The organism is Hymenobacter telluris, from assembly GCF_017313265.1.
GTDB lineage: Bacteria > Bacteroidota > Bacteroidia > Cytophagales > Hymenobacteraceae > Hymenobacter > Hymenobacter telluris.
Genome location: NZ_JAFLQZ010000008.1, coordinates 39,830 through 57,734, shown reverse-complemented (window position 1 = coordinate 57,734; position 17,905 = coordinate 39,830). Strand labels below are relative to the sequence as shown.

Genomic DNA, 17,905 nt, shown 5'->3' with positions numbered 1-17,905 from the left:
AGTCGAGCTTACCGCGGGTTCAGCAGCTGAAAACTTGTCACCCGCAACCCGAATCAGCATTTGCTTTTCCTATATACTTTAGCGCTACGCCTGTACGCGCTACTCTTGCAACTGGCAGCCCCTTTCGTGCCCAAAGCAGCGCAGTGGGTACAAGGCCGCCGCAACCTGTTGCCCCACATGCAGCAGGCACTGCGCTCTGAAACGGCCCCGCTGGCTTGGTTTCACTGCGCCTCCCTGGGCGAATTCGAGCAGGGTCGCCCGCTGATAGAGGCTTACAGCCAGCAGCACCCCGACCACAAAATCGTGCTAACGTTCTTCTCGCCTTCGGGCTACGAGGTGCGCAAAAACTGGCCCGGCGCGGCCTACGTGTTCTATCTGCCACTGGATACGGCTGCTCATGCGCGTACTTTCCTGGAAGCAGTCAGGCCCCGGCTGGCCGTGTTTGTGAAGTACGAGTTCTGGCACTACTTTCTGGCCGAGCTGAAGCGGCGCCAGGTACCGACCATCTGCGTGTCGGCCATCTTCCGGCCCGAGCAGGTGTTTTTCCAACCCTGGGGCGGGTTTTACCGCCGCATGCTACGCAGCTTCACGCACATCTTCACGCAGAACGAAACGTCGGTGGAGCTGTTGCGCACGGCCGGCGTGCCCAACGCCAGCGTGGCCGGCGACACCCGCTTCGATACGGTGGTGCGCACGGCGGCTGCCCCGCCCCGGCCATTGCCGCTCGTTGATGCCTTCGTACAAGACCGGACTCCGGTGTTCATCATTGGCAGCAGTTGGCCCGAAGACTTACCGGCGCTTACGCCCTTAATGCAGCAGTACCAAGACCAGCTCCGGTTTATTGTTGCGCCCCACGAAATCAGCGAAACCAACCTGAAGCTGGTGGAAGCGGCGCTGCCAGGCCGCGTACTGCGCTACTCCCAGGCCCAGCCCGATACCGTTGCCAATGCGCGGGTGCTGCTCATGGACAATGTGGGGCTACTGAGTCAGCTGTACCGGTTTGGGCAGTTTGCTTACATCGGCGGCGCGTTTGGCAAGGGGCTGCACAACACGCTGGAAGCGGCGGCTTTCGGGCTGCCCCTGTTTTTCGGGCCGACCTACCACAAGTTTCAGGAAGCGCAAGACCTGGTAGCGCTGGGCTGCGCTTTCCCGGTTACCTCAGCCGCAGAGTTGCACCAGGCCTTCACGCCTTTGTTTCACAACGAAGCCGCCCGCTTGCGTTTGCAGGACATCAGCCTCGATTACGTATTCCAAAGCAGCGGCGCTACCACCAAAATCATGCAGTGGCTTGATGGTGAACTTGTGAAATGGTGAGTTGATGTTCTGCTGGCACCACTTGCACGGACTGCGCCGCTAGAACATTGTATTTTCTACGTCGCAACTCCACCCTACTTACATTCAGGCCTCTACACAAATTCACCATTTCACCACCTCACCATTTCACCGAATGACCGGAACCATCGTTAAATCTACGGGCTCGTGGTACGTGGTGCGCGAGGCGGGCACGGGGCAGCTGCACCGGTGCCGGCTGCGGGGCAAGTTCAAGATGAAGGGCTTGAAGGTGAGCAACCCGCTGGCCGTGGGCGACCAGGTGGACTTCACGGTGGAAGAGCAAACCGAAGGCGCGGGCGTAATTCACCACATCGAGCCGCGCCGCAACTACATCATCCGTCGCTCGGTGCACAAAACCGAGCACGCCCATATTGTGGCCGCCAACCTCGACTTGGCCATGCTGGTCGTGACGCTGGCTTCGCCGGCTACCTCGTTCGGGTTTATTGATAGGTTTCTGGTGACGGCTGAGGCCTATAGTATTCCCGTCACGCTGATATTCAACAAAACCGACCTCTACGACGACGACCTGAACGACTACCAGGGTCAGATTCAGATGATGTACGAGCGGATTGGCTACCCCGGCTTGCGCTGCTCGGCCCATACCGGCGAAGGCGTAGCGGCTATTGATGCCCTGCTCGATGGGCGCACCACGCTGCTATCAGGGCATTCGGGGGTAGGCAAAAGCACGCTCATCAACACGCTGGTACCCGACCTCGACATCAAAACTGCTGAAATCAGTGAGTTTTCCGACAAAGGGGTGCACACCACCACGTTTGCCGAAATGCTGGAAGTACGGCCCGGCACCTTCATCATCGACACGCCCGGTATCAAGGAACTGGGCCTTGTGGATATGAAGCCGGGCGAGCTGGCGCACTTCTTCCCCGAGATGCGCGCCCTGCTCAACCAGTGCCGCTACCACAACTGCCAGCACACCCACGAGCCCGGTTGCGCCGTGCGCGAAGCCGTAGACCAGGGCCAAATTGCCCTCCCCCGCTACGACAGCTACGTGAGCATGCTCGAAGGCACCGATAACCGGCGGTAAAAAGTGAGATAGTGAGATGGTGAAATGGTGAGTTTGATGTTCTCATGGTGCCAACTGCACGTATGGTGCAAGTAGCGCCAAAAAACGCCATACTCGCCATTTCACCATCTCACTATCTCACTTTTTACCGCATGAACATTGCATTTTTAGGCCTTGGCAACATGGGCGTGGCTATGGCCACCAACCTGCTGAAAGCCGGTCACCAGCTCACCGTTTACAACCGCACCGCTAGCAAAGCCGACCCGCTCAAGGAACTAGGTGCTACCGTGGCCGCCACCCCAGCCGAAGCCGTCAAAGACGCGGGCATTATCTTTTCGATGGTAACCGATGATGCCGCCCTTCAGGAATTGTGCACCGGTCCTGATGGCCTGCTGCAAGCGTTGCCCCAGGGTGCCGTGCACGCCTCGTGCAGCACCGTAGCACCCGATACCAACCGCCGCTTAGCCGAAGCCCACACGCGCCAGGGTGCTCATTTGGTAGCAACTCCCGTATTTGGTAAGCCCGATGCTGCCGCCGCGGCCAAGCTGTGGCTGATTATGGCCGGCGACGATGAAGCCAAGCAGAAGCTCCGGCCCGTGCTGGAAGTGCTGGGCCAGGGCACCGCTCAAGATTTCGGTACCGACCCTGGCGCCGCCAACCTCGTGAAGCTGTGTGGCAATTTTATGTTGGGCGCGGCCATTGAAGCTATGGCCGAGGCTTTCACGCTGGCTCAGAAAAGCGGCCTCGACCGGCAGCAGGTCTACGAGTTTTTCACGGGCACACTCTTCAACCTGCCCATCTACCAAAGCTACGGCAAGCTGGTAGCCGAGCGCCACTACCAACCCATCGGCGCGGCCCCGGCCATTATCCGCAAAGACCTGCGCCTGGTGCTGGACGAGGCCCGCACCTACACCGTGCCCATGCCCTTCGCCAACATCATCTTCGATAACCTCTCTACCACCGTGGCGAAAAAAGAAGACGTGGACTGGGCCGGTTTTGCAGAACGCGTAGCCGAAAACGCCGGTCTGTAGGGTGCGGGGCTCGCCCCCGCCCCTCGTTGAACAGCCTGTATCTTACTTGGGCAACAGCGGGCATCGACTAAACCCACTCGTTGTTGAATAGCTCACTGCTGAATTACCTAACGACCCGTTCAGCGGCGGGCAGTTCAACGGCGGGCGGGGGCAAGCCCCGCACCCTACGGCCCGTATGAACACAAAAGGCCCGGCTGTTGCAGCCGGGCCTTTGTGCTTTAGCAAACGAGTAAACTACTCCGCTTTCGGCAACACTACGCCGTCGATTACGTGGGTTACGCCGTTGCTGGAAATTACGTCCGGAATCTGTACGGTGGCGGGGGCGTCGGTGCCGTTGCTGACCATCACTTTACCGTCTTTCACGGTTACTTTCAGCTTCTGGCCGTTCACGGTGGTTAGTTCCTGGCCGTCTTTCAAATCCTGGGCCAACAGGCGGCCGGCAATAACGTGGTAGGTGAGCACGCCTTTCAGCTTCTCCTTGCTTTCCGGCTTCAGCAGGCCAGCCAGCGCCCCCTTGGGCAGCTTATCGAAGGCGGCGTTGGTGGGCGCAAACACGGTGAATGGGCCGGTGCCGCTCAGGGTGCCATCGAGGCCGGCAGCCTGCACCGCTTTCACCAGGGTGGTTACGCTGCTGGCTTGCACGGCGTTTTGCACGATGGTTTTGTCGGGGGTCATGGCCACGCCATCCACCATTACGCCTTCGGGCTTGGCCATACGTGCCGAGTCCGTCATCATAGCCGCCGAGTCAACGGTGGTTTCGGTGGGCACGTCGGAAGTGGCGGTTTCGGCGGTTTTGTTGTCGCCGCAGCTACTCAAAGCCAAGGCAAATACACTGGCCGAAAGGAAACTCAGCGACGCGGTACGGAAGGTCTTTTTCATACACTTAAAAAGAGAAAGAATTGGTTGGGAGGTGAGATGAAGCGCACGGTATAGCGTGCGCCGCGGCTGCTATGTTACGAAACTCGACAGCAACCCGGATGTTTCGAGCCTCGCAAATTGGCTACCTTTGCGCCCCGCTGGCATCCGAAGGGCGCTGCCTGCGTATATCGTTTCCATTCCACCTACCCTCTCAACCATGAAAACTGCCGAAATCCACACCAACCGCGGTGTGATGAAAGTGGAGTTCTACGAGCAAGATGCTCCGAACACCGTGAAAAACTTCACCGACCTCGCCAAAAAAGGGTTTTACGACGGCCTCAAGTTTCACCGCGTCATTCCCAACTTCGTGATTCAGGGCGGCTGCCCCAACTCGCGCGACGGCGCCAAGGGTGTGCCCGGCACTGGCGGCCCCGGCTACAAGATTGATTGTGAGCTGACCGGCGAGCATCAGTACCACGAGCGGGGCGCTCTGAGCATGGCCCACGCCGGCCGCAACACCGGCGGCAGCCAGTTCTTCATCGTGCACGACCGCCAGAACACTGCCCACCTCGACCGTAACCACACGGTGTTCGGCAAAGTGGTAGAAGGCCTCGACGTCATCGACGAAATCAAGCCCAACGACGAAATTCAGAAAATCATCGTTTCGGAAAACTAAGCGTCTCTGCCGCTTGTCAGCACAAAAACGCCCCGCGCATCTTTCGGTACGCGGGGCGTTTTTCGTAGCTAGCAACCAAAAAAGGCTATTCTCGCACCACCCGTTGCACTTTTACACTGCCAGCCGTAACCACCCGCACCACATAAACGCCGGCCGTAGCCCCAGCCAGATCCAAGGCCTGTGTAGTACCGGCCGGGTTGGGCGCTGCCACCGTTATGGCAGTTAGTTGCCGGCCCAGCGTATTGAAAACCGTTAGCACAACGGGCTGCTCGTACCCGGTGAGCTGCACTATGAAACGGCCGTTGGCGGTGGGGTTAGGGCTTATTTGCACGTTACCGGTGCCGCGCAGCACTACCGTATAGGGCAATGAGGGAAGCGAACTGCACACCGGCAACGTGCCTATCGTACTTGTTACCACCGTGTAGCTGCCTGGCACCGGGGGCACTAAGCTGGCAGCAGTAGCACCGGCCAACGGCTGGCCGTTGAAATACCATTGATTGCCGACCGGAGCACTGCTAAATAGCTCGTTACCCACTTCCATAATACTGGGTTGCGGTGGAGTAGCCACCACCCGCACCAGCACCGACGCCGTATCAACGCAGGTTGGAATAGGCGCCGAGCGGAAATTGGTAGTCGTAATATGAACAATGTAACGGGTCGTCTGGGTTGGATTTACGGTGACTACGCGGCTGTTTTGGTCGGCTGGGGCTAGGCCATTAGCCGATTCCCAGCGGTACGTGAAGTTTGCAAGTAGCGTAGTAGGATTTGGAACCGGGACGATTACCGAGTCGGGACGTAAAGCGCGAGCCGTCAGCGTGGCTGGACTTCCCGCGCAGATAGCCGATCCTGCAACCCCAGCCACCGTTATCTGCCCAACGCTACGGTTTCGGATGGTTAGCACAATAATCCGGTTTTGCACCCCTGCCACCGGGCAGCCATTGTCCCGAATCTGAATAGGTATTCGAAATGTTATGCCGGCAAAAGCTACATCAGGCTGCATGTTCAAAACGCCGACTGGTTGGCGGGTGCCGTTTCCTGTTATCTGAAAAGTACCTACATCAGTGGGTAAATACGATGGGTCGCTAGGAGTAAGCGCAATAAGGTTAGGCACTGTTACGGTTAGCAGATCATTCGCATTCGGGTCGGAGAAGCGGATTAGCACTCGGGTAGCGTTGCAGGTGGAAACCTGGACAAATGTGGAATCAACAGTGTTGACAATGACGGCCCCGGAGTTAAGGTTATTGCTTACTGCAACAGGCACAGCAGGCGGGCGGTTGGTGCCGCAGTCCGTTACTATCACCAGCATTTCCCGCCGCACAGTGCCAATCAGGGTGCGCACATTATTAATGCGGCGATACTCCGACACTTTTCCTACTACCACATACTTGTTTCGGTCGAGGTCTTGACTATCGTAGATAGCCGGTTGAAACGTGAAACTGCCTGTGGTGGCGTTGAACCGGAAGTAGGGCGTGGCGCTGCGGGTAGCGGGGCACGCGGGTCCGGTTAGGTTGAACGAGGCAATTGGAAATACCGCTGAATAACTGGGGCTACCAGGCACCTGCGCAAAGCACGGGGCCGCAGTAGAGCCAATATTTATCAGACCGTTGGTTACGTAATTCAAATACCCGATAGGGTTATTGCAACCACTCAACGGCTGCTCGAGGGAGTACACCAGTTCGTCCCCATCCAAGTCGGTGGCCGAAAAATTCAGAGAGGTTTGCTGCTGCCAACACGCAATGTTGGTAGCAGCGTTCAAGGCATCAAACTGAGCTGAATTGTTCTGTAAGATGCGACCACCATTCAGATTATTTAGGGTAGCTTCCCAATACATAGCGTTTCCGCCAGCAACAGTTGCTTGCCCGGTGCGGCCCGTAGCCGTCGTAACCGACAGGGTCCAGAGAGCAGCAGGCGGCAGGCTCACTTCCCACTTATAGAGGAGCAGCTGATAATTAGGAGGTAGTCCTGCCCCACATGGGCTACTACCCCCAGGATTACTCGCGCAATAGGGTGAGCCAATCTGGACGCTATTGCCTAGCAGAGGGGCAGTGATAGTGTACACTATAGGTGCATTACAGCCCCCATTACGAACTTCCAACGTCTGTGTGGTTGGGAGGAAAACGCTGCTACAATCGTAGGCAACCTGTAATTTCACCGCATATCGGTTGTTGCTGTTCGGAACGTAAGTATAGGTCAATTCCCCGCCCATAATGCCTGCGCCAATAGCTGCATGCGTCTCGAAGAGACTGAAGAAGACAAGTAGCACCTTAATAAAAGAGAGTAGGCTTGCTTTCATACGCCGATATATAGTGAATTCTATAGATGCTCAATATCCATGCCTTCCTTTTCAGTCTATAGAAATATTTCCGGTTCGCGTATTATTTCAATAATAAATACAGACTCCCTGAATATAGAAAACGCCCCGCACACCTTTCGGTATGCGGGGTGTTTTGTTGGCAATTGTACTCAAATCGGAAGGTTACCGACGGCGGCCGCGCTGGGGCTTCTCGTCTTCTTCGTCCTCATCATCGTCATCCTCACCGAAGCTGGGCATGGTGAACATACTGCTGAGCAGGTCCTTGAATTGCGCGCCGGCCGTGAGGCGGTTGCGCGAAATTAGGCTGTACTCGGCGAGGCCGTGCAGCAAGAATTCCATCAGGAAGTAGGTGGTTTCCGCGTCCTCATTGGGGTGCAGTTCCTTCACGATGTCGCGCAGGCCGGGTACTTGGTCGAGGGCGGCGTGGTACTCGTTGTCGGAGGCGTCGTGCAGTACGTCTACGGTGTTGCCGCTGCCGAACCACTCCTGCACCGTTTTGTAAGGGCTGGGGCGGCCTTTCAGCTTCTTGGCTTTGTCGGGGTCGGGGAAGTAGTTGAGGAACAGCGTGCGGATGGCTTTACCCATCAGCTTCTCAGCCACAATGCCGGCTCCCTCCTGCTCGCCTTCGTACACCAGTTCCACCTTGCCCGTTACGGCCGGCACTGCCGAAATAAAGTCGCCGACGCGGACGTAAGTTTTCTTCTCGCCATTAATCAGGGCCCGGCGCTCGGCCCCGGCCACCACCTGCTCGAAGGCCGAAATGGTCAGGCGGGCCGACACGCCGCTTTTGGCGTCTACGAACTCCGAAGCCCGGGCCTCTACGGCTACCTGCTCCACCAGGTCGTGAATGATTTCATTGGTAGTCACCAAACCGCGCTGCTCTTCTTTGATGCGGGCTTCCTGCTTGGTGATGTTCTTCCCGATTTCGATGGATTTCGGATAATGGGTGATAATCTGAGCGTCAATCCGGTCTTTGAGCGGCGTCACAATGGAGCCCCGGTTGGTGTAGTCCTCGGGGTTGGCCGTGAAGACGAATTGCAAATCCAGCGGCAAACGCACCTTGAAGCCGCGAATCTGGATGTCGCCTTCTTGCAAGATGTTGAACAACGATACCTGAATGCGGGGCTGCAAGTCGGGCAACTCATTGATAACGAAAATGCCCCGATGCGCCCTTGGAATCAACCCAAAGTGAATTACTCGCTCATCGGAATACGGCAACTTGAGCGTGGCAGCTTTAATAGGGTCAGCATCACCAATCAAGTCGGCTACCGATACGTCGGGGGTAGCCAGCTTTTCAGTGTACCGGTCGTCGCGGTGCAGCCACGCGACGGGCGTGTTGTCGCCGTGCTCGGCAATGAGGTTTTTGGCGTACACCGACAGCGGCTCCAAGGGGTCGTCGTTCAGTTCGGCGCCTTCCACCACCGGAATGTACTCGTCGAGCAAGCCCACTAGCAGGCGGGCAATGCGGGTTTTGGCCTGGCCGCGCAAGCCCAGCAGGTTGATATGGTGCCCGGCCAAGATGGCGCGTTGCAGGTCAGGAATTACGGTTTCGTTGTAGCCGTAGATACCCGGAAAAACTTCTTCTTTGCTTTGGAGCTTGGCAATCAGGTTGTCGCGCAGCTCTTGTTTAACGGAACGGGGCTGATACCCGCTGGCGCGAAGCTGACCCAGGGTGCGGATTGTTGCGTGCTGCATTGATTGTTTTTATGGGAATACACTTCCCGTCTATTTAAAGGGCTAGCGGAGTTATACCGCACAAACTAGAGAAAATTCATTGGGTGGCCCCTCCCCACTCTGTAGGGATAAACCAATACATTTCTAAAAACGCAAGTATCACAATTAGGAGTGCAATGAGAACTAAAATCGAAATGATAATAGCACCTGTACGTCCGAAAAGCTTTTCCATGTCCTCCTACAACGACTTGCGGCGGTTGCGCTTGTAGTCCTCGAAAATCATGTGGCCGAGGCCTTTGAGGCTACTGTAGTACGCTTTGCCCTGGTTCACTTCCGTGAATTCGTTCACGAACTGCTTCAGATACGGGTCGGAGGCAATCATGAACGTGGTGATGGGCACTTTGAGGCGGCGGGCGGCGGCGGCCAGGTTCAGCGTCTTGTTCACCACCTTGCGGTCGAGGCCGAAGCTGTTTTTGTAGTAGCCACCGGCGGGTTCCTTCAGGCAGGTGGGCTTGCCGTCGGTAATCATGAAAATCTGCTTGTTGGGCGTTTTGCGCTTGCGCAGCAGGTCCAGGGCCAGTTCCAGGCCGGCCACCGTGTTGGTGTGGTAGGGCCCCACTTGCAGGTACGGCAAATCTTTCACCTCAATCTGCCAGGCGTCGTTGCCGAATACCAGCACATCGAGGGTATCCTTGGGGTACTTCTGCTTCACCAGCTCGGCCAGCGCCATAGCCACTTTTTTGGCCGGCGTGATGCGGTCTTCACCGTACAGAATCATGGAGTGCGAAATGTCAATCATGAGCACGGTGCTGGTCTGGCTTTTGTGCTCGTTTTCACGCACTTCCAGGTCGCCTTCGGTTAGCATGAACTCGCCGGTGCCCAAGCCGTGGTTGAGCTGCGCATTGCGAATCGACTCGGTCATGGAAATCTGGTCGAGCGAGTCGCCGAACCGGAATTCGCGCATGTCGGTGCTTTGCTCGTCGCCCTGGCCGGTGTGCGGGGTGCGATGGTTGCCCTGCCCTGACTTCTTCAGCTTACCAAAGATTTCTTCGAGCGAGCTTTTGCGGATTTGCTGCTCGCTTTTGGCGGTGATGTTGAATTCGCCTTTTTTCTGCTCGTCCTCATCGATGTAGCCTTTTTTCTTGAGGTCTTCAATGAAGTTGCCCATCCCGTAATCATCGTCGGTGAGGCCGTACTGCTTGTCCAGCTCATTGAGCCACGACAATGCTTCGCCTACATCACCCGACGTGATGGTAATGAGTTGCATAAATATCTTGAACAGCGAGTCGAACCCTTTTTCGGGCGACTCTTCGGGTACGTAATCCCGGAAACGGAAGCCTGCGGACATAGGAAGGAAGTTGAGTTATCAGAACAACCAGCGGGCAGAGTTGGTTTACGGTTGCTGGTTTTTGGTTTTTCGAGGTAAATACCGGGGCCTTGTGGCCTTACGAAAAGCTGCCGCTGCTAAACACAACCACAGAAAACCAACTACGAATAACGAATTGCCTTTGCGAAAAGCCGGCGCCGCTAAACGAAAAACCAACTACGAAAAACGAAACACCCATGAAAGCCATCTGGAACAACACGGTAGTAGCGGAAAGCAACGATACGGTGGTGGTGGAAAACAACCACTACTTCCCCGCCGACGCCATCAAGAAAGAGTTTTTCGAGGACAGCATTGCTCACACCACCTGTCCCTGGAAAGGCCGGGCCAGCTACTACTCTCTGCGCGTAAACGGCGAGCTAAACAAAGACGCGGCCTGGTATTATCCGGAGCCGAAAGAAGCCGCCCAGCAGATTCAGGGCCGCGTGGCGTTCTGGAAAGGCGTGCAGGTGACAGCCTAACTTGTAGTATATTATTTGTAACCCCGCGCCGAGCAGAACGGTAAATACAGGGAGCCACGCCTCAGCTATACGGGCGCGGCTCCCTGTATTGCTATGAAAAAGCCGCTCCTACTTCTCTCCGTTGCACTGCTTGCCGCCTGCGACGCGCCCCGGGCCACCACCGAAACCTCCGACCCATCGGCCCTGCGCAGCACCGCCGCCCCGGCTGCCCCGGCTACGCCCGTCAGCTTCCGGAAAGAGCTGAATGAGGGCGACCATCGCTTTGTGCTGCAAACCACCGGCGAAGGAGCCAACCGCCAGCTGGAAATGCGGGTGGAGAAAGGCGGCAAAGAGCTGGCTACCAATACCCAAGCCATAGAAGGCACTGTTTCGGATGCCGTGGCCACCAACCTCAACGCCGACAAGTTTCCGGAGCTGCTGGTGTTTGTGACCGACGCGGGCAGCGGCTCGTATGGGCAGTTGCTGGGGTATGAGTTTCTTAACCAGGGGCGCCGTATTCTGTCCTTGCCCGAGCTGAGCGGCCCTGCTGCCCAGGGCTACAAGGGCCACGACACGTTCCGGGTGGAAGGCCAGCAGGTGGTGCGCATCTTCCCCATCTATCTGGATGCCGACCCCAACTGCTGCCCCAGCGGTGGGCAGCGCGTAGTGCATTATTCGCTACCAGCGGGCGGGAGTGCATTTCAGCAAGTCGACTATAAGAATCAGGCCCGCTAATAGGCGGTTGAAATGATTTAACACAGAAACTATAGTTCGGCGAATAGAGGATTTCCAGACTGGAAAAGCATTTTCTCAGGCATAAAAGGCTACTTGCTACCAGTAATTTATGTATCTTAAATTTGTATTACATATAGAACACAATACCTTGCAGGGGTATTCCGTTGCGCCGGATTGGGCGATATGGGGTTGACGCCGACTGAAGCATCGGTTTCGCGGCGTTGGTTTTCACGGCTTTCGTACTGGTCCTGATTTTTCAGTTAAGTACTCTATCCAGCTTTCCACACTACACTCTCCCAAAATCATATTCATATGAAAGTACAAGCTTTAGTGTTACTCGGCGCCACGGTTGTGGCCGCCACTGCCTGCGACTCTTCGCGGGGTGTTGTTGAAGATACCTCCACTGCGGCTTCCACCGCAGAAAATACGCTGGCTACTGAGCCTGTAAGCTTCACCAAAGAACTGACGCAGGGTAACGCCCGCTTTGAAATCCGGACCACCGGTTCGGCAGCGCAGCGGCAGCTCACCATCCGCTCGTATCGGGGCGCGGCCCTCACCTCCGACCCCGTGCGCCTCGATATCAACGGAGCCGTGCGCGACGCCGTAACTGCCGATTTGAACGGCAACGGTAAGCCGGAAGTGTACATCTTCACGGATGCAGCTTCGGCCAACGGCGGTTTCTACGGCTACGAGTTTGCGGAGCGTGGCTACACGCCCATCAGCGGCCCCGGCAACATTACGGGTACTGCCGGCGTGGGCTACGGTGGCAAAGACACCTACACGCTGGCCAACAACATGCTGAGCCGCACCTTCCCCGTAAGCAGCAACACGGCTTCTACCACTGCTACCGAGCCAACTACCGGCGGTTCGCGCACCATCACCTACACCCTCGACCCTACCGGCAAATGGGTGATGGGCCAGGTAATGGAAGGCCAGCCGTAGGCAGCATAAATATTCCAACAAAAAGCCCCCGCAGCTACTACTGCGGGGGCTTTTTGTTGTGCCTGGCACTTGAGCTGAGCCACTACTCAATCCATTTGAACTTGTACTCCAGCTTCGGCACCGGCATCCGGTCGGCTACGCGGCGCAGGCGGTTGGGCAAGGCCATGATATAGTCGCGGGCTTTTTCGGCGGTGTCCGTCAGGCCGCTCATCTGGTCGATTTTCCAGGTGGTGATGAGGCCTTCCAGGATGTCGGTGTAGTCTTGGCTGGTATATACGCCGAGGCGCTGAGCGGCATCGGTGAAGTGGCCGAAGGTTTTGCCCATTTCCACACCCAACTCGCGCATGTAGTGAGCCGGCATCACAATCTTTTTGCGCATCATGTCCTCGAAGGCCAGCATCATTTCAGAAGGGTCTACCTCGAAGATTTTCTCCACGAACGTCTGGTACACGCGGGCGTGGCGCGATTCGTCGCCGGCAATCATACCGCAGAGCTTCGACAGCGACGCATCACCGGCTTTGCGGGCCAGGGTGCCTACGCGGCGGTGCGAGAGGTTGGTGGCGGCTTCCTGGTAGCTGGTGTACACGAAAGCGCGGTACGGGTCGTGGGCGGTACCCAGGTCGAAGCCGTCGGCAATGAGGTGCTGGGTGCTGGCCTCGAATTCGCGCATGTTTACGCGGCCCGAGAGGTAGAGGTAGCGGTTGAGCAAGTCGCCGTGGCGGTTTTCCTCGGCCGTCCAGCCCCGGATCCACTGCGCCCAGCCGTTGTCACGGTCCCGGTTGAGGTGGTCGAGTTCATGAAACCAAGCCTCGTAGTTGGGCAGCGCTTCCTCGGTAATTGTGTCGCCGATGAGCACAGCCAGCAGGTCGTAGCTTAATTCGCCGGCCCGCTCACGCAACAGTTTCACCTCATCGAAGAAATTATCCAGCCGCGAATCAGGCAGAAAATCGGAGGGCTGCCAGCTGTCCTCGACACTCTTGAGAAAAGTACCCAAGTTGGCGCGCAGGAACGGTTCGATGTGTTGCAGAACCTCGCTGCGAGAGATGGAAGTGGAGGTGGCTATCATGGCAGTGAAAGGATTGCGGGAGAAGGGAGAGGCAAAGGTATCTAATCAGAAGCCCCAAATACACGGATTAAATTCAACCAAGGCCCTATAAAATTTTGTCTTTACTGGCTATTTGGCTGTTTCTACAACAGGCTGGTAGTACCAAATGGTATCGGTGGGCTGAGTAAATAGCTTATAATCAGGAAGCAGGGAAATTGCGTTGACCGCGGGCAGTGTTTGTACTTGCTGGTTGAGCAGATTGGCCACGTGCGGAGTGAGCAGCCAACGCACAGTGGCCCCCTGTTGCGCCAGGTGCCGCATTCCTGCCGCGAAGTTGCGAGTGCCCGTGAGCTGTTGCCGCCAGGCGGCTTGCGAAGGGTCGGCGGTGGTCCAGCCGGTTAGCATGAGCATTTTGGCGGGCCGCGCATCGGGGTTACGGAACGGGCTGGCCGATTTGTAGGTGGCCGGCAGCACATCCGTAACTAGCAGCGCCGTGGGCGGCAATGCAGCTGTCAGGCGCTGCCGAAGCTGCTGGTTATGCTGGCGTTCCGCTTGCAGTACGGTACGGCGGTGCAGGGTTTTGTAGGTGTAGGGCACGGCTGCCACCGCCAACACGGCCAACACGGCAACCAAACGCCGCTCGGGCGCTGCACTTGCAGCGCGGAACACGAATATCAGATTGCTTAGCGCCCAAAAATCGAAGACTGGCAGCCCAAGCCGGGGGGGCAGCTTCAGCCCCACTCCCAGCATCAACACCAAGCCTATGTACCCGCATTGCACCAGCCAGAACCAGCGCCGCCCCGCTACCTGAGTTGACATTGCAACCCAGGCCCAAAGCACTGCCTGTAGCAACAGCAGCGGAAAATAGTCGCGCAGCACCAACGACAACAGCACCCGCAGTTTGGCTGGGGCAGTGTGGCGCAGAAAATAATCCAGGTCGAAGCGTGTGGCCCGCTGGAACAGGGCCTCTGTAACCAACGTGGAGTCGGCCATCATCCAGGCGCGCACAGATTGCAGGCCCAGGGTATCGGTGGCGGTGCGAGGGACGGGGCGGAGCAGCTGGTAGTCGTTGAGGTTGGCTTTGGGCACGTCAATGGTGCGCAGCGCACTGGCCTGCGGAGTCCGCAACATATTCAATACAACGGCTCCGCCCACCGCCCACAAAACAGCCGCCGCTATGATAAGCCCGGCCCGTCGGCCGCTCAGCCAGCACGCTCCCGGCACCGCCAGCAGCAGCCCCAGCACGGCTATGCTGGGCCGAATCAACCAGCTCAGACCAAACACTACTACTCCCACCACCAACGCCGAACGGCGGCGGGGGCTTTGCGCAGCAAACAGCACGCCGGCCCCCGCCAGCAGCACCGGTACCCGCACGTAATTGAACCACAAGCCGTGTTCCAGCCAGGCCGTTAGAAAAAACAGGATAAGCAGCGCCGTAAGCTTACTCGGTGGCACCCGCCTCACCAATAGCCTATCGAGCACAGTGAATACCAGAACCGTAGCCACATAGAGCAGCCCGTACAGCACTAGCCCATACCAAGGCAGCGCGGGCCAGGTGTGGTACAAGGCCGCCAGCAAGTTGCTGAAGCCGTGAAAGTACAGGTGTAAGTTGCCGACCGGAGTTGCCGCCGTGGTGCCGCGCAGCATCAGGATAATGGCCGGGTCGTCGTTGGTTTCAAAGTAGCAGCCCAGCCCCCAACCAGCCGCTAGCAGCAGCAGCGCGGGCAGCACAACGCGCCGGAAGAGAGTGAAGAAGTGAATGAGTGAAGGAGTGAAGGAGTGGACGAAGGGGCCAGTAGACGCTAATTTGAACGAGCCGCGCTGAAGGCACTAAAGTAAAACGATTCTGCTACCCAAGTGCCGTGCTACTTGCTATCCTTCTGCCACTCTCTGGCTGTGCAGCTACTATTTCCGCACCTTTGCGGGCGTGAATCAACGCTTATTAGTTCGTTTGCCTGATGTGTCACTGGGGCTGGTGCTCGTGGTGACGCTGCTGTTCTTCAAGCTGACGCATGAGGGCCTCTACGACCTCGACGACTACCTCTACGCCCACCACGCCCACGACCTGGCTACCGGCACCTACCGCCCCCTCCCCGACCCGCAGCACCTGCTCCACGACCCGTTGCGGGAGCGGCTAATGATTTTTGGGCCAGTGGCGGGGCTGTTTCGGCTACTGGGCATTAACATTATCAGTGCTACCCTGTGGCCGCTGCTGTGCACGTTGGGCTGCTCCGTATTGATTTGGCTGCTGTACCGGCGGCGCGCTCCGGTAGTGGCAGCCGGGGCGGTGCTGCTGCTGGGGCTGCACTATTTCACACTCAACCTCAGCACCTACCTCTACCCCGACAACATTCTGATGTTCTGGTGCCTGGCTGGCGTGGCGGCGCTGCTTACCGGGCGGCGGCCCGCACAACAACGGCCAATGCTGTGGGGCAGCGGGTTTGCAGTTCTGAGCTTTGCGGCGCTGCTCTGCAAGGAAACGGTGGTGTTCTACCTGCCTTTTTACCTGGGGCTGCTGGCCTGGGACACTGGCCGCCGACAGCACGGCCGATTTTGGGTAGCGGCACTACTTGCAGGCGGCAGCTTACTAGCCGCATATCTGGCCTACTACCAGGTACTCACCCACGACCCGCTGTACCGCTACCGCATCATCGAGCAAACCAATGCCTTTATGAGCGACGGCAACTACACGCAGGGCAACGCCGCGGCACTAACGGCGCGCGTAACCTGGCAGCCGCTGGCGTTTTTTGTGGGCACTGGCATGGGCGTATTGTTGGCGCTGGCGGCCTCTCTAGTTGGTGGCCGTGCCACTACGGCAGCTACAGCTGATGCTACCGAAACCGACGCTGCTTTTTGGCTGGCCCTGGCCGTTTCTACGGTGGCTTTCTATTGGTGGGGTAGCACTTCGCTCACCCACTACAACCCTGTTTCCTTGCAGGCGCGCATGGTAACGCCGCTACTGCCGCCGCTGGCCGTAGCGGCTGGCTTTGGCTTGCAGCGCCTCTGGCGTACGGGCCGCGGCAACTGGTTTGTAGGTGGCGCGCTGCTCTTGGCGGCGGCGTATCTGCACAGTTCAGGGTCGGTGCTGTACGGGCTGCTGGGGGTGTTGTTTGTGGGGCTGATGCTGGCCGGGAAGCACCTGCCAGGCCGGTTGCAGCCAGGCACGGCAGGGCGGGCGGGGCTTTTGCTGCTGGCTGTGGCAGGGGCGCTGCTGGTGCGGCCGGTGTACTTTATGCGCAAGCCCACCGTATCGTCGCACTTCGAGCAGCGTCGTATTATGCAAAGCCACTTATCGGCGCCGGGGCGGGGCGTGGTGTTTGTCGATGATTTTCTGCTGCGCAACTACGATTTCCACTATGGTTTCCAGGTGCCGGCCGGGTTGCGGTTTCGCCGCTACTTTGCCCGCGACTCGGTGCAACGGATTCCGGGCGAGCCAACCTGGCTACTGCTCAACCGCAGCACTCTTACCAACGAGGAACTGACCCGCAAGCTCATCCGCTACTCCGCTGATTCGGTGTTGACGTGGTTTCCGCGCCGCCACTTAGTAGCGCAGGAAGGCAAGGTGGAACTGTACCGGGTGGAATACTGAGTTGAATGCCGGGCCAGCCGCTACGCCTGCCAGAACCGCATTTCCAGCGAAATGCGGGTGGCGTCTTGGTTTAAATTGATAGCCCCGCCGTGCAGCAAGTACGGCGAGAATAGCAGCACTTCGGCGAAGTCAGGATTAGGCCGAATCAGCTCCAACACCTCAGTGGTTTCTTTCACGCCGGGCACATTATAGGCAGCGCCGTTGTACAAAGCCCCCCCCAACGTCCGTTCGGTTTGGCTCTCGGGCCACCAATGGCTACCCGGAATCAGCGTTAGTGAGGAATTGGGGGTGCTGCCAGCCACGGGCACGTAAATGTTGATGCAGTTGTCGTAGTTAGGCAGCCACACGTCACGGTGCAGGGGGTTGTTGTCGGAGCGGCCGGGGCGCACAATGCGCAGATGAAAAATCCGGGCGTTGTCGTAGGGGTTCAACGAGTGCACTGGGCGGCCGCACAGGGCACTCACGCGCGCTTCCAAGAGAGCGGCCGGCACCGGCAACCGGTCTTGAGGGTACTGCTTGGTGATATTGATAACGGCCAGGTGCCGGTTGGTATCGTCGCCGATGAGCTTGTGATAATCACTCACCGGAAAATCGGCGGCGACGGGCAGGCCGGTTTCGCGCAATGCTTCTCGAACCAGTTCCGCCAAGCCGTCAACCAGCTGCTGCTGGGCGTTGGCGGGCAGAAAATCGGCAACTGTGTAGCCTGCTGACGCCCAGGCAGTACCAGCCGTCAGGTCGATACTGGTGGCCAGCAGCACCCGGTTGTCGGGCGGGCTGCTCTCCCCTTCTATCTGGTAGCTAACAGGTTGATGGTTGATAATAGCCTTCATTTCTGCATTACAAAAAAGCACGCTGGTGCCCGAA

At 57.8% G+C, this 17,905-nt stretch carries 15 protein-coding genes; 8 read left to right on the top strand and 7 right to left on the bottom strand.

Annotated features, from left to right (window positions below; translation table 11 throughout):
- The first annotated feature begins 60 nt into the window (after window positions 1-60).
- From J0X19_RS13370 to J0X19_RS13360, 3 genes are all read left to right on the top strand, one after another.
- Window positions 61-1,314: a 3-deoxy-D-manno-octulosonic acid transferase gene (locus J0X19_RS13370; RefSeq protein WP_206984874.1), complete on the top strand. Its 1,254-nt coding sequence runs from the start codon at window positions 61-63 to the stop codon at window positions 1,312-1,314.
- Window positions 1,315-1,447: 133 nt separating this feature from the next.
- Window positions 1,448-2,374 carry a ribosome small subunit-dependent GTPase A gene (rsgA, locus tag J0X19_RS13365; RefSeq protein WP_206984873.1) on the top strand — a complete coding sequence of 309 codons (927 nt, stop codon included), beginning with the start codon at window positions 1,448-1,450 and terminating at the stop codon, window positions 2,372-2,374.
- A 131-nt stretch (window positions 2,375-2,505) separates the two neighbouring features.
- The gene (locus tag J0X19_RS13360; RefSeq protein ID WP_242582593.1) at window positions 2,506-3,384 is read left to right on the top strand and encodes an NAD(P)-dependent oxidoreductase; all 879 of its coding nucleotides are present in this window, start codon (window positions 2,506-2,508) and stop codon (window positions 3,382-3,384) included.
- A 234-nt stretch (window positions 3,385-3,618) separates the two neighbouring features.
- Here the strand turns inward: J0X19_RS13360 and J0X19_RS13355 are convergent, their stop codons facing one another.
- Complete coding sequence (locus J0X19_RS13355) at window positions 3,619-4,263, bottom strand: fasciclin domain-containing protein (RefSeq protein ID WP_206984871.1); 645 nt, start codon at window positions 4,261-4,263, stop codon at window positions 3,619-3,621.
- Between the two features lie 196 nt (window positions 4,264-4,459).
- On the opposite strand from J0X19_RS13355, the gene J0X19_RS13350 reads away from it, so the two are divergent.
- Window positions 4,460-4,918 carry a peptidylprolyl isomerase gene (locus tag J0X19_RS13350; protein ID WP_206984870.1) on the top strand — a complete coding sequence of 153 codons (459 nt, stop codon included), beginning with the start codon at window positions 4,460-4,462 and terminating at the stop codon, window positions 4,916-4,918.
- Between the two features lie 85 nt (window positions 4,919-5,003).
- Here J0X19_RS13350 and J0X19_RS13345 read toward each other — a convergent pair whose 3' ends face one another.
- The 3 genes from J0X19_RS13345 to J0X19_RS13335 all read right to left on the bottom strand — a co-directional run bounded on the left by J0X19_RS13345 (window position 5,004) and on the right by J0X19_RS13335 (window position 10,254).
- Window positions 5,004-6,674, bottom strand: a complete 1,671-nt coding sequence (locus J0X19_RS13345) for a T9SS type A sorting domain-containing protein (RefSeq protein WP_206984869.1) — start codon at window positions 6,672-6,674, stop codon at window positions 5,004-5,006.
- A gap of 720 nt (window positions 6,675-7,394) precedes the next feature.
- Entirely contained in the window at window positions 7,395-8,927 is a 1,533-nt protein-coding gene (locus J0X19_RS13340; RefSeq protein ID WP_206984868.1) for a sigma 54-interacting transcriptional regulator, read from the bottom strand.
- 217 nt (window positions 8,928-9,144) lie between these two features.
- The gene (locus tag J0X19_RS13335; RefSeq protein ID WP_206984867.1) at window positions 9,145-10,254 is read right to left on the bottom strand and encodes a vWA domain-containing protein; all 1,110 of its coding nucleotides are present in this window, start codon (window positions 10,252-10,254) and stop codon (window positions 9,145-9,147) included.
- Between the two features lie 215 nt (window positions 10,255-10,469).
- Between J0X19_RS13335 and J0X19_RS13330 the strand changes: the two genes are divergently transcribed.
- From J0X19_RS13330 to J0X19_RS13320, 3 genes are all read left to right on the top strand, one after another.
- Window positions 10,470-10,751: a DUF427 domain-containing protein gene (locus tag J0X19_RS13330; RefSeq protein WP_206984866.1), complete on the top strand. Its 282-nt coding sequence runs from the start codon at window positions 10,470-10,472 to the stop codon at window positions 10,749-10,751.
- 93 nt (window positions 10,752-10,844) lie between these two features.
- A complete protein-coding gene (locus J0X19_RS13325) occupies window positions 10,845-11,465 on the top strand; it encodes a hypothetical protein (RefSeq protein ID WP_206984865.1) in 621 nt (206 codons plus the stop codon).
- A 312-nt stretch (window positions 11,466-11,777) separates the two neighbouring features.
- Complete coding sequence (locus tag J0X19_RS13320; protein WP_206984864.1) at window positions 11,778-12,407, top strand: hypothetical protein; 630 nt, start codon at window positions 11,778-11,780, stop codon at window positions 12,405-12,407.
- 82 nt (window positions 12,408-12,489) lie between these two features.
- Here J0X19_RS13320 and J0X19_RS13315 read toward each other — a convergent pair whose 3' ends face one another.
- Window positions 12,490-13,473 (bottom strand): acyl-ACP desaturase, encoded by a 984-nt coding sequence (locus J0X19_RS13315; protein ID WP_206984863.1) that lies wholly within the window; start codon window positions 13,471-13,473, stop codon window positions 12,490-12,492.
- Between the two features lie 108 nt (window positions 13,474-13,581).
- The gene (locus J0X19_RS13310) at window positions 13,582-15,183 is read right to left on the bottom strand and encodes a hypothetical protein (protein WP_206984862.1); all 1,602 of its coding nucleotides are present in this window, start codon (window positions 15,181-15,183) and stop codon (window positions 13,582-13,584) included.
- A 196-nt stretch (window positions 15,184-15,379) separates the two neighbouring features.
- Here J0X19_RS13310 and J0X19_RS13305 point away from each other — a divergent pair, with 196 nt between their 5' ends.
- On the top strand, window positions 15,380-17,041 hold the full coding sequence (locus J0X19_RS13305) for an ArnT family glycosyltransferase (protein WP_206984861.1): 1,662 nt from the start codon (window positions 15,380-15,382) through the stop codon (window positions 17,039-17,041).
- 20 nt (window positions 17,042-17,061) lie between these two features.
- On the opposite strand, the gene J0X19_RS13300 is transcribed toward J0X19_RS13305, so the two are convergent.
- Window positions 17,062-17,871: a phytanoyl-CoA dioxygenase family protein gene (locus J0X19_RS13300; protein WP_206984860.1), complete on the bottom strand. Its 810-nt coding sequence runs from the start codon at window positions 17,869-17,871 to the stop codon at window positions 17,062-17,064.
- Window positions 17,872-17,905: the final 34 nt, after the last annotated feature.

Coding starts and splice junctions, on each gene's coding strand:
- J0X19_RS13330 (WP_206984866.1), top strand. CDS start 10,470: ATGAAAGCCATCTGGAACAACACGGTAGTAGCGGAAAGCAACGATACG.
- J0X19_RS13315 (WP_206984863.1), bottom strand. CDS start 13,473: ATGATAGCCACCTCCACTTCCATCTCTCGCAGCGAGGTTCTGCAACAC.
- J0X19_RS13320 (WP_206984864.1), top strand. CDS start 11,778: ATGAAAGTACAAGCTTTAGTGTTACTCGGCGCCACGGTTGTGGCCGCC.
- J0X19_RS13300 (WP_206984860.1), bottom strand. CDS start 17,871: ATGAAGGCTATTATCAACCATCAACCTGTTAGCTACCAGATAGAAGGG.
- J0X19_RS13325 (WP_206984865.1), top strand. CDS start 10,845: ATGAAAAAGCCGCTCCTACTTCTCTCCGTTGCACTGCTTGCCGCCTGC.
- J0X19_RS13335 (WP_206984867.1), bottom strand. CDS start 10,254: ATGTCCGCAGGCTTCCGTTTCCGGGATTACGTACCCGAAGAGTCGCCC.
- J0X19_RS13350 (WP_206984870.1), top strand. CDS start 4,460: ATGAAAACTGCCGAAATCCACACCAACCGCGGTGTGATGAAAGTGGAG.
- J0X19_RS13340 (WP_206984868.1), bottom strand. CDS start 8,927: ATGCAGCACGCAACAATCCGCACCCTGGGTCAGCTTCGCGCCAGCGGG.
- J0X19_RS13360 (WP_242582593.1), top strand. CDS start 2,506: ATGAACATTGCATTTTTAGGCCTTGGCAACATGGGCGTGGCTATGGCC.
- J0X19_RS13355 (WP_206984871.1), bottom strand. CDS start 4,263: ATGAAAAAGACCTTCCGTACCGCGTCGCTGAGTTTCCTTTCGGCCAGT.
- rsgA (WP_206984873.1), top strand. CDS start 1,448: ATGACCGGAACCATCGTTAAATCTACGGGCTCGTGGTACGTGGTGCGC.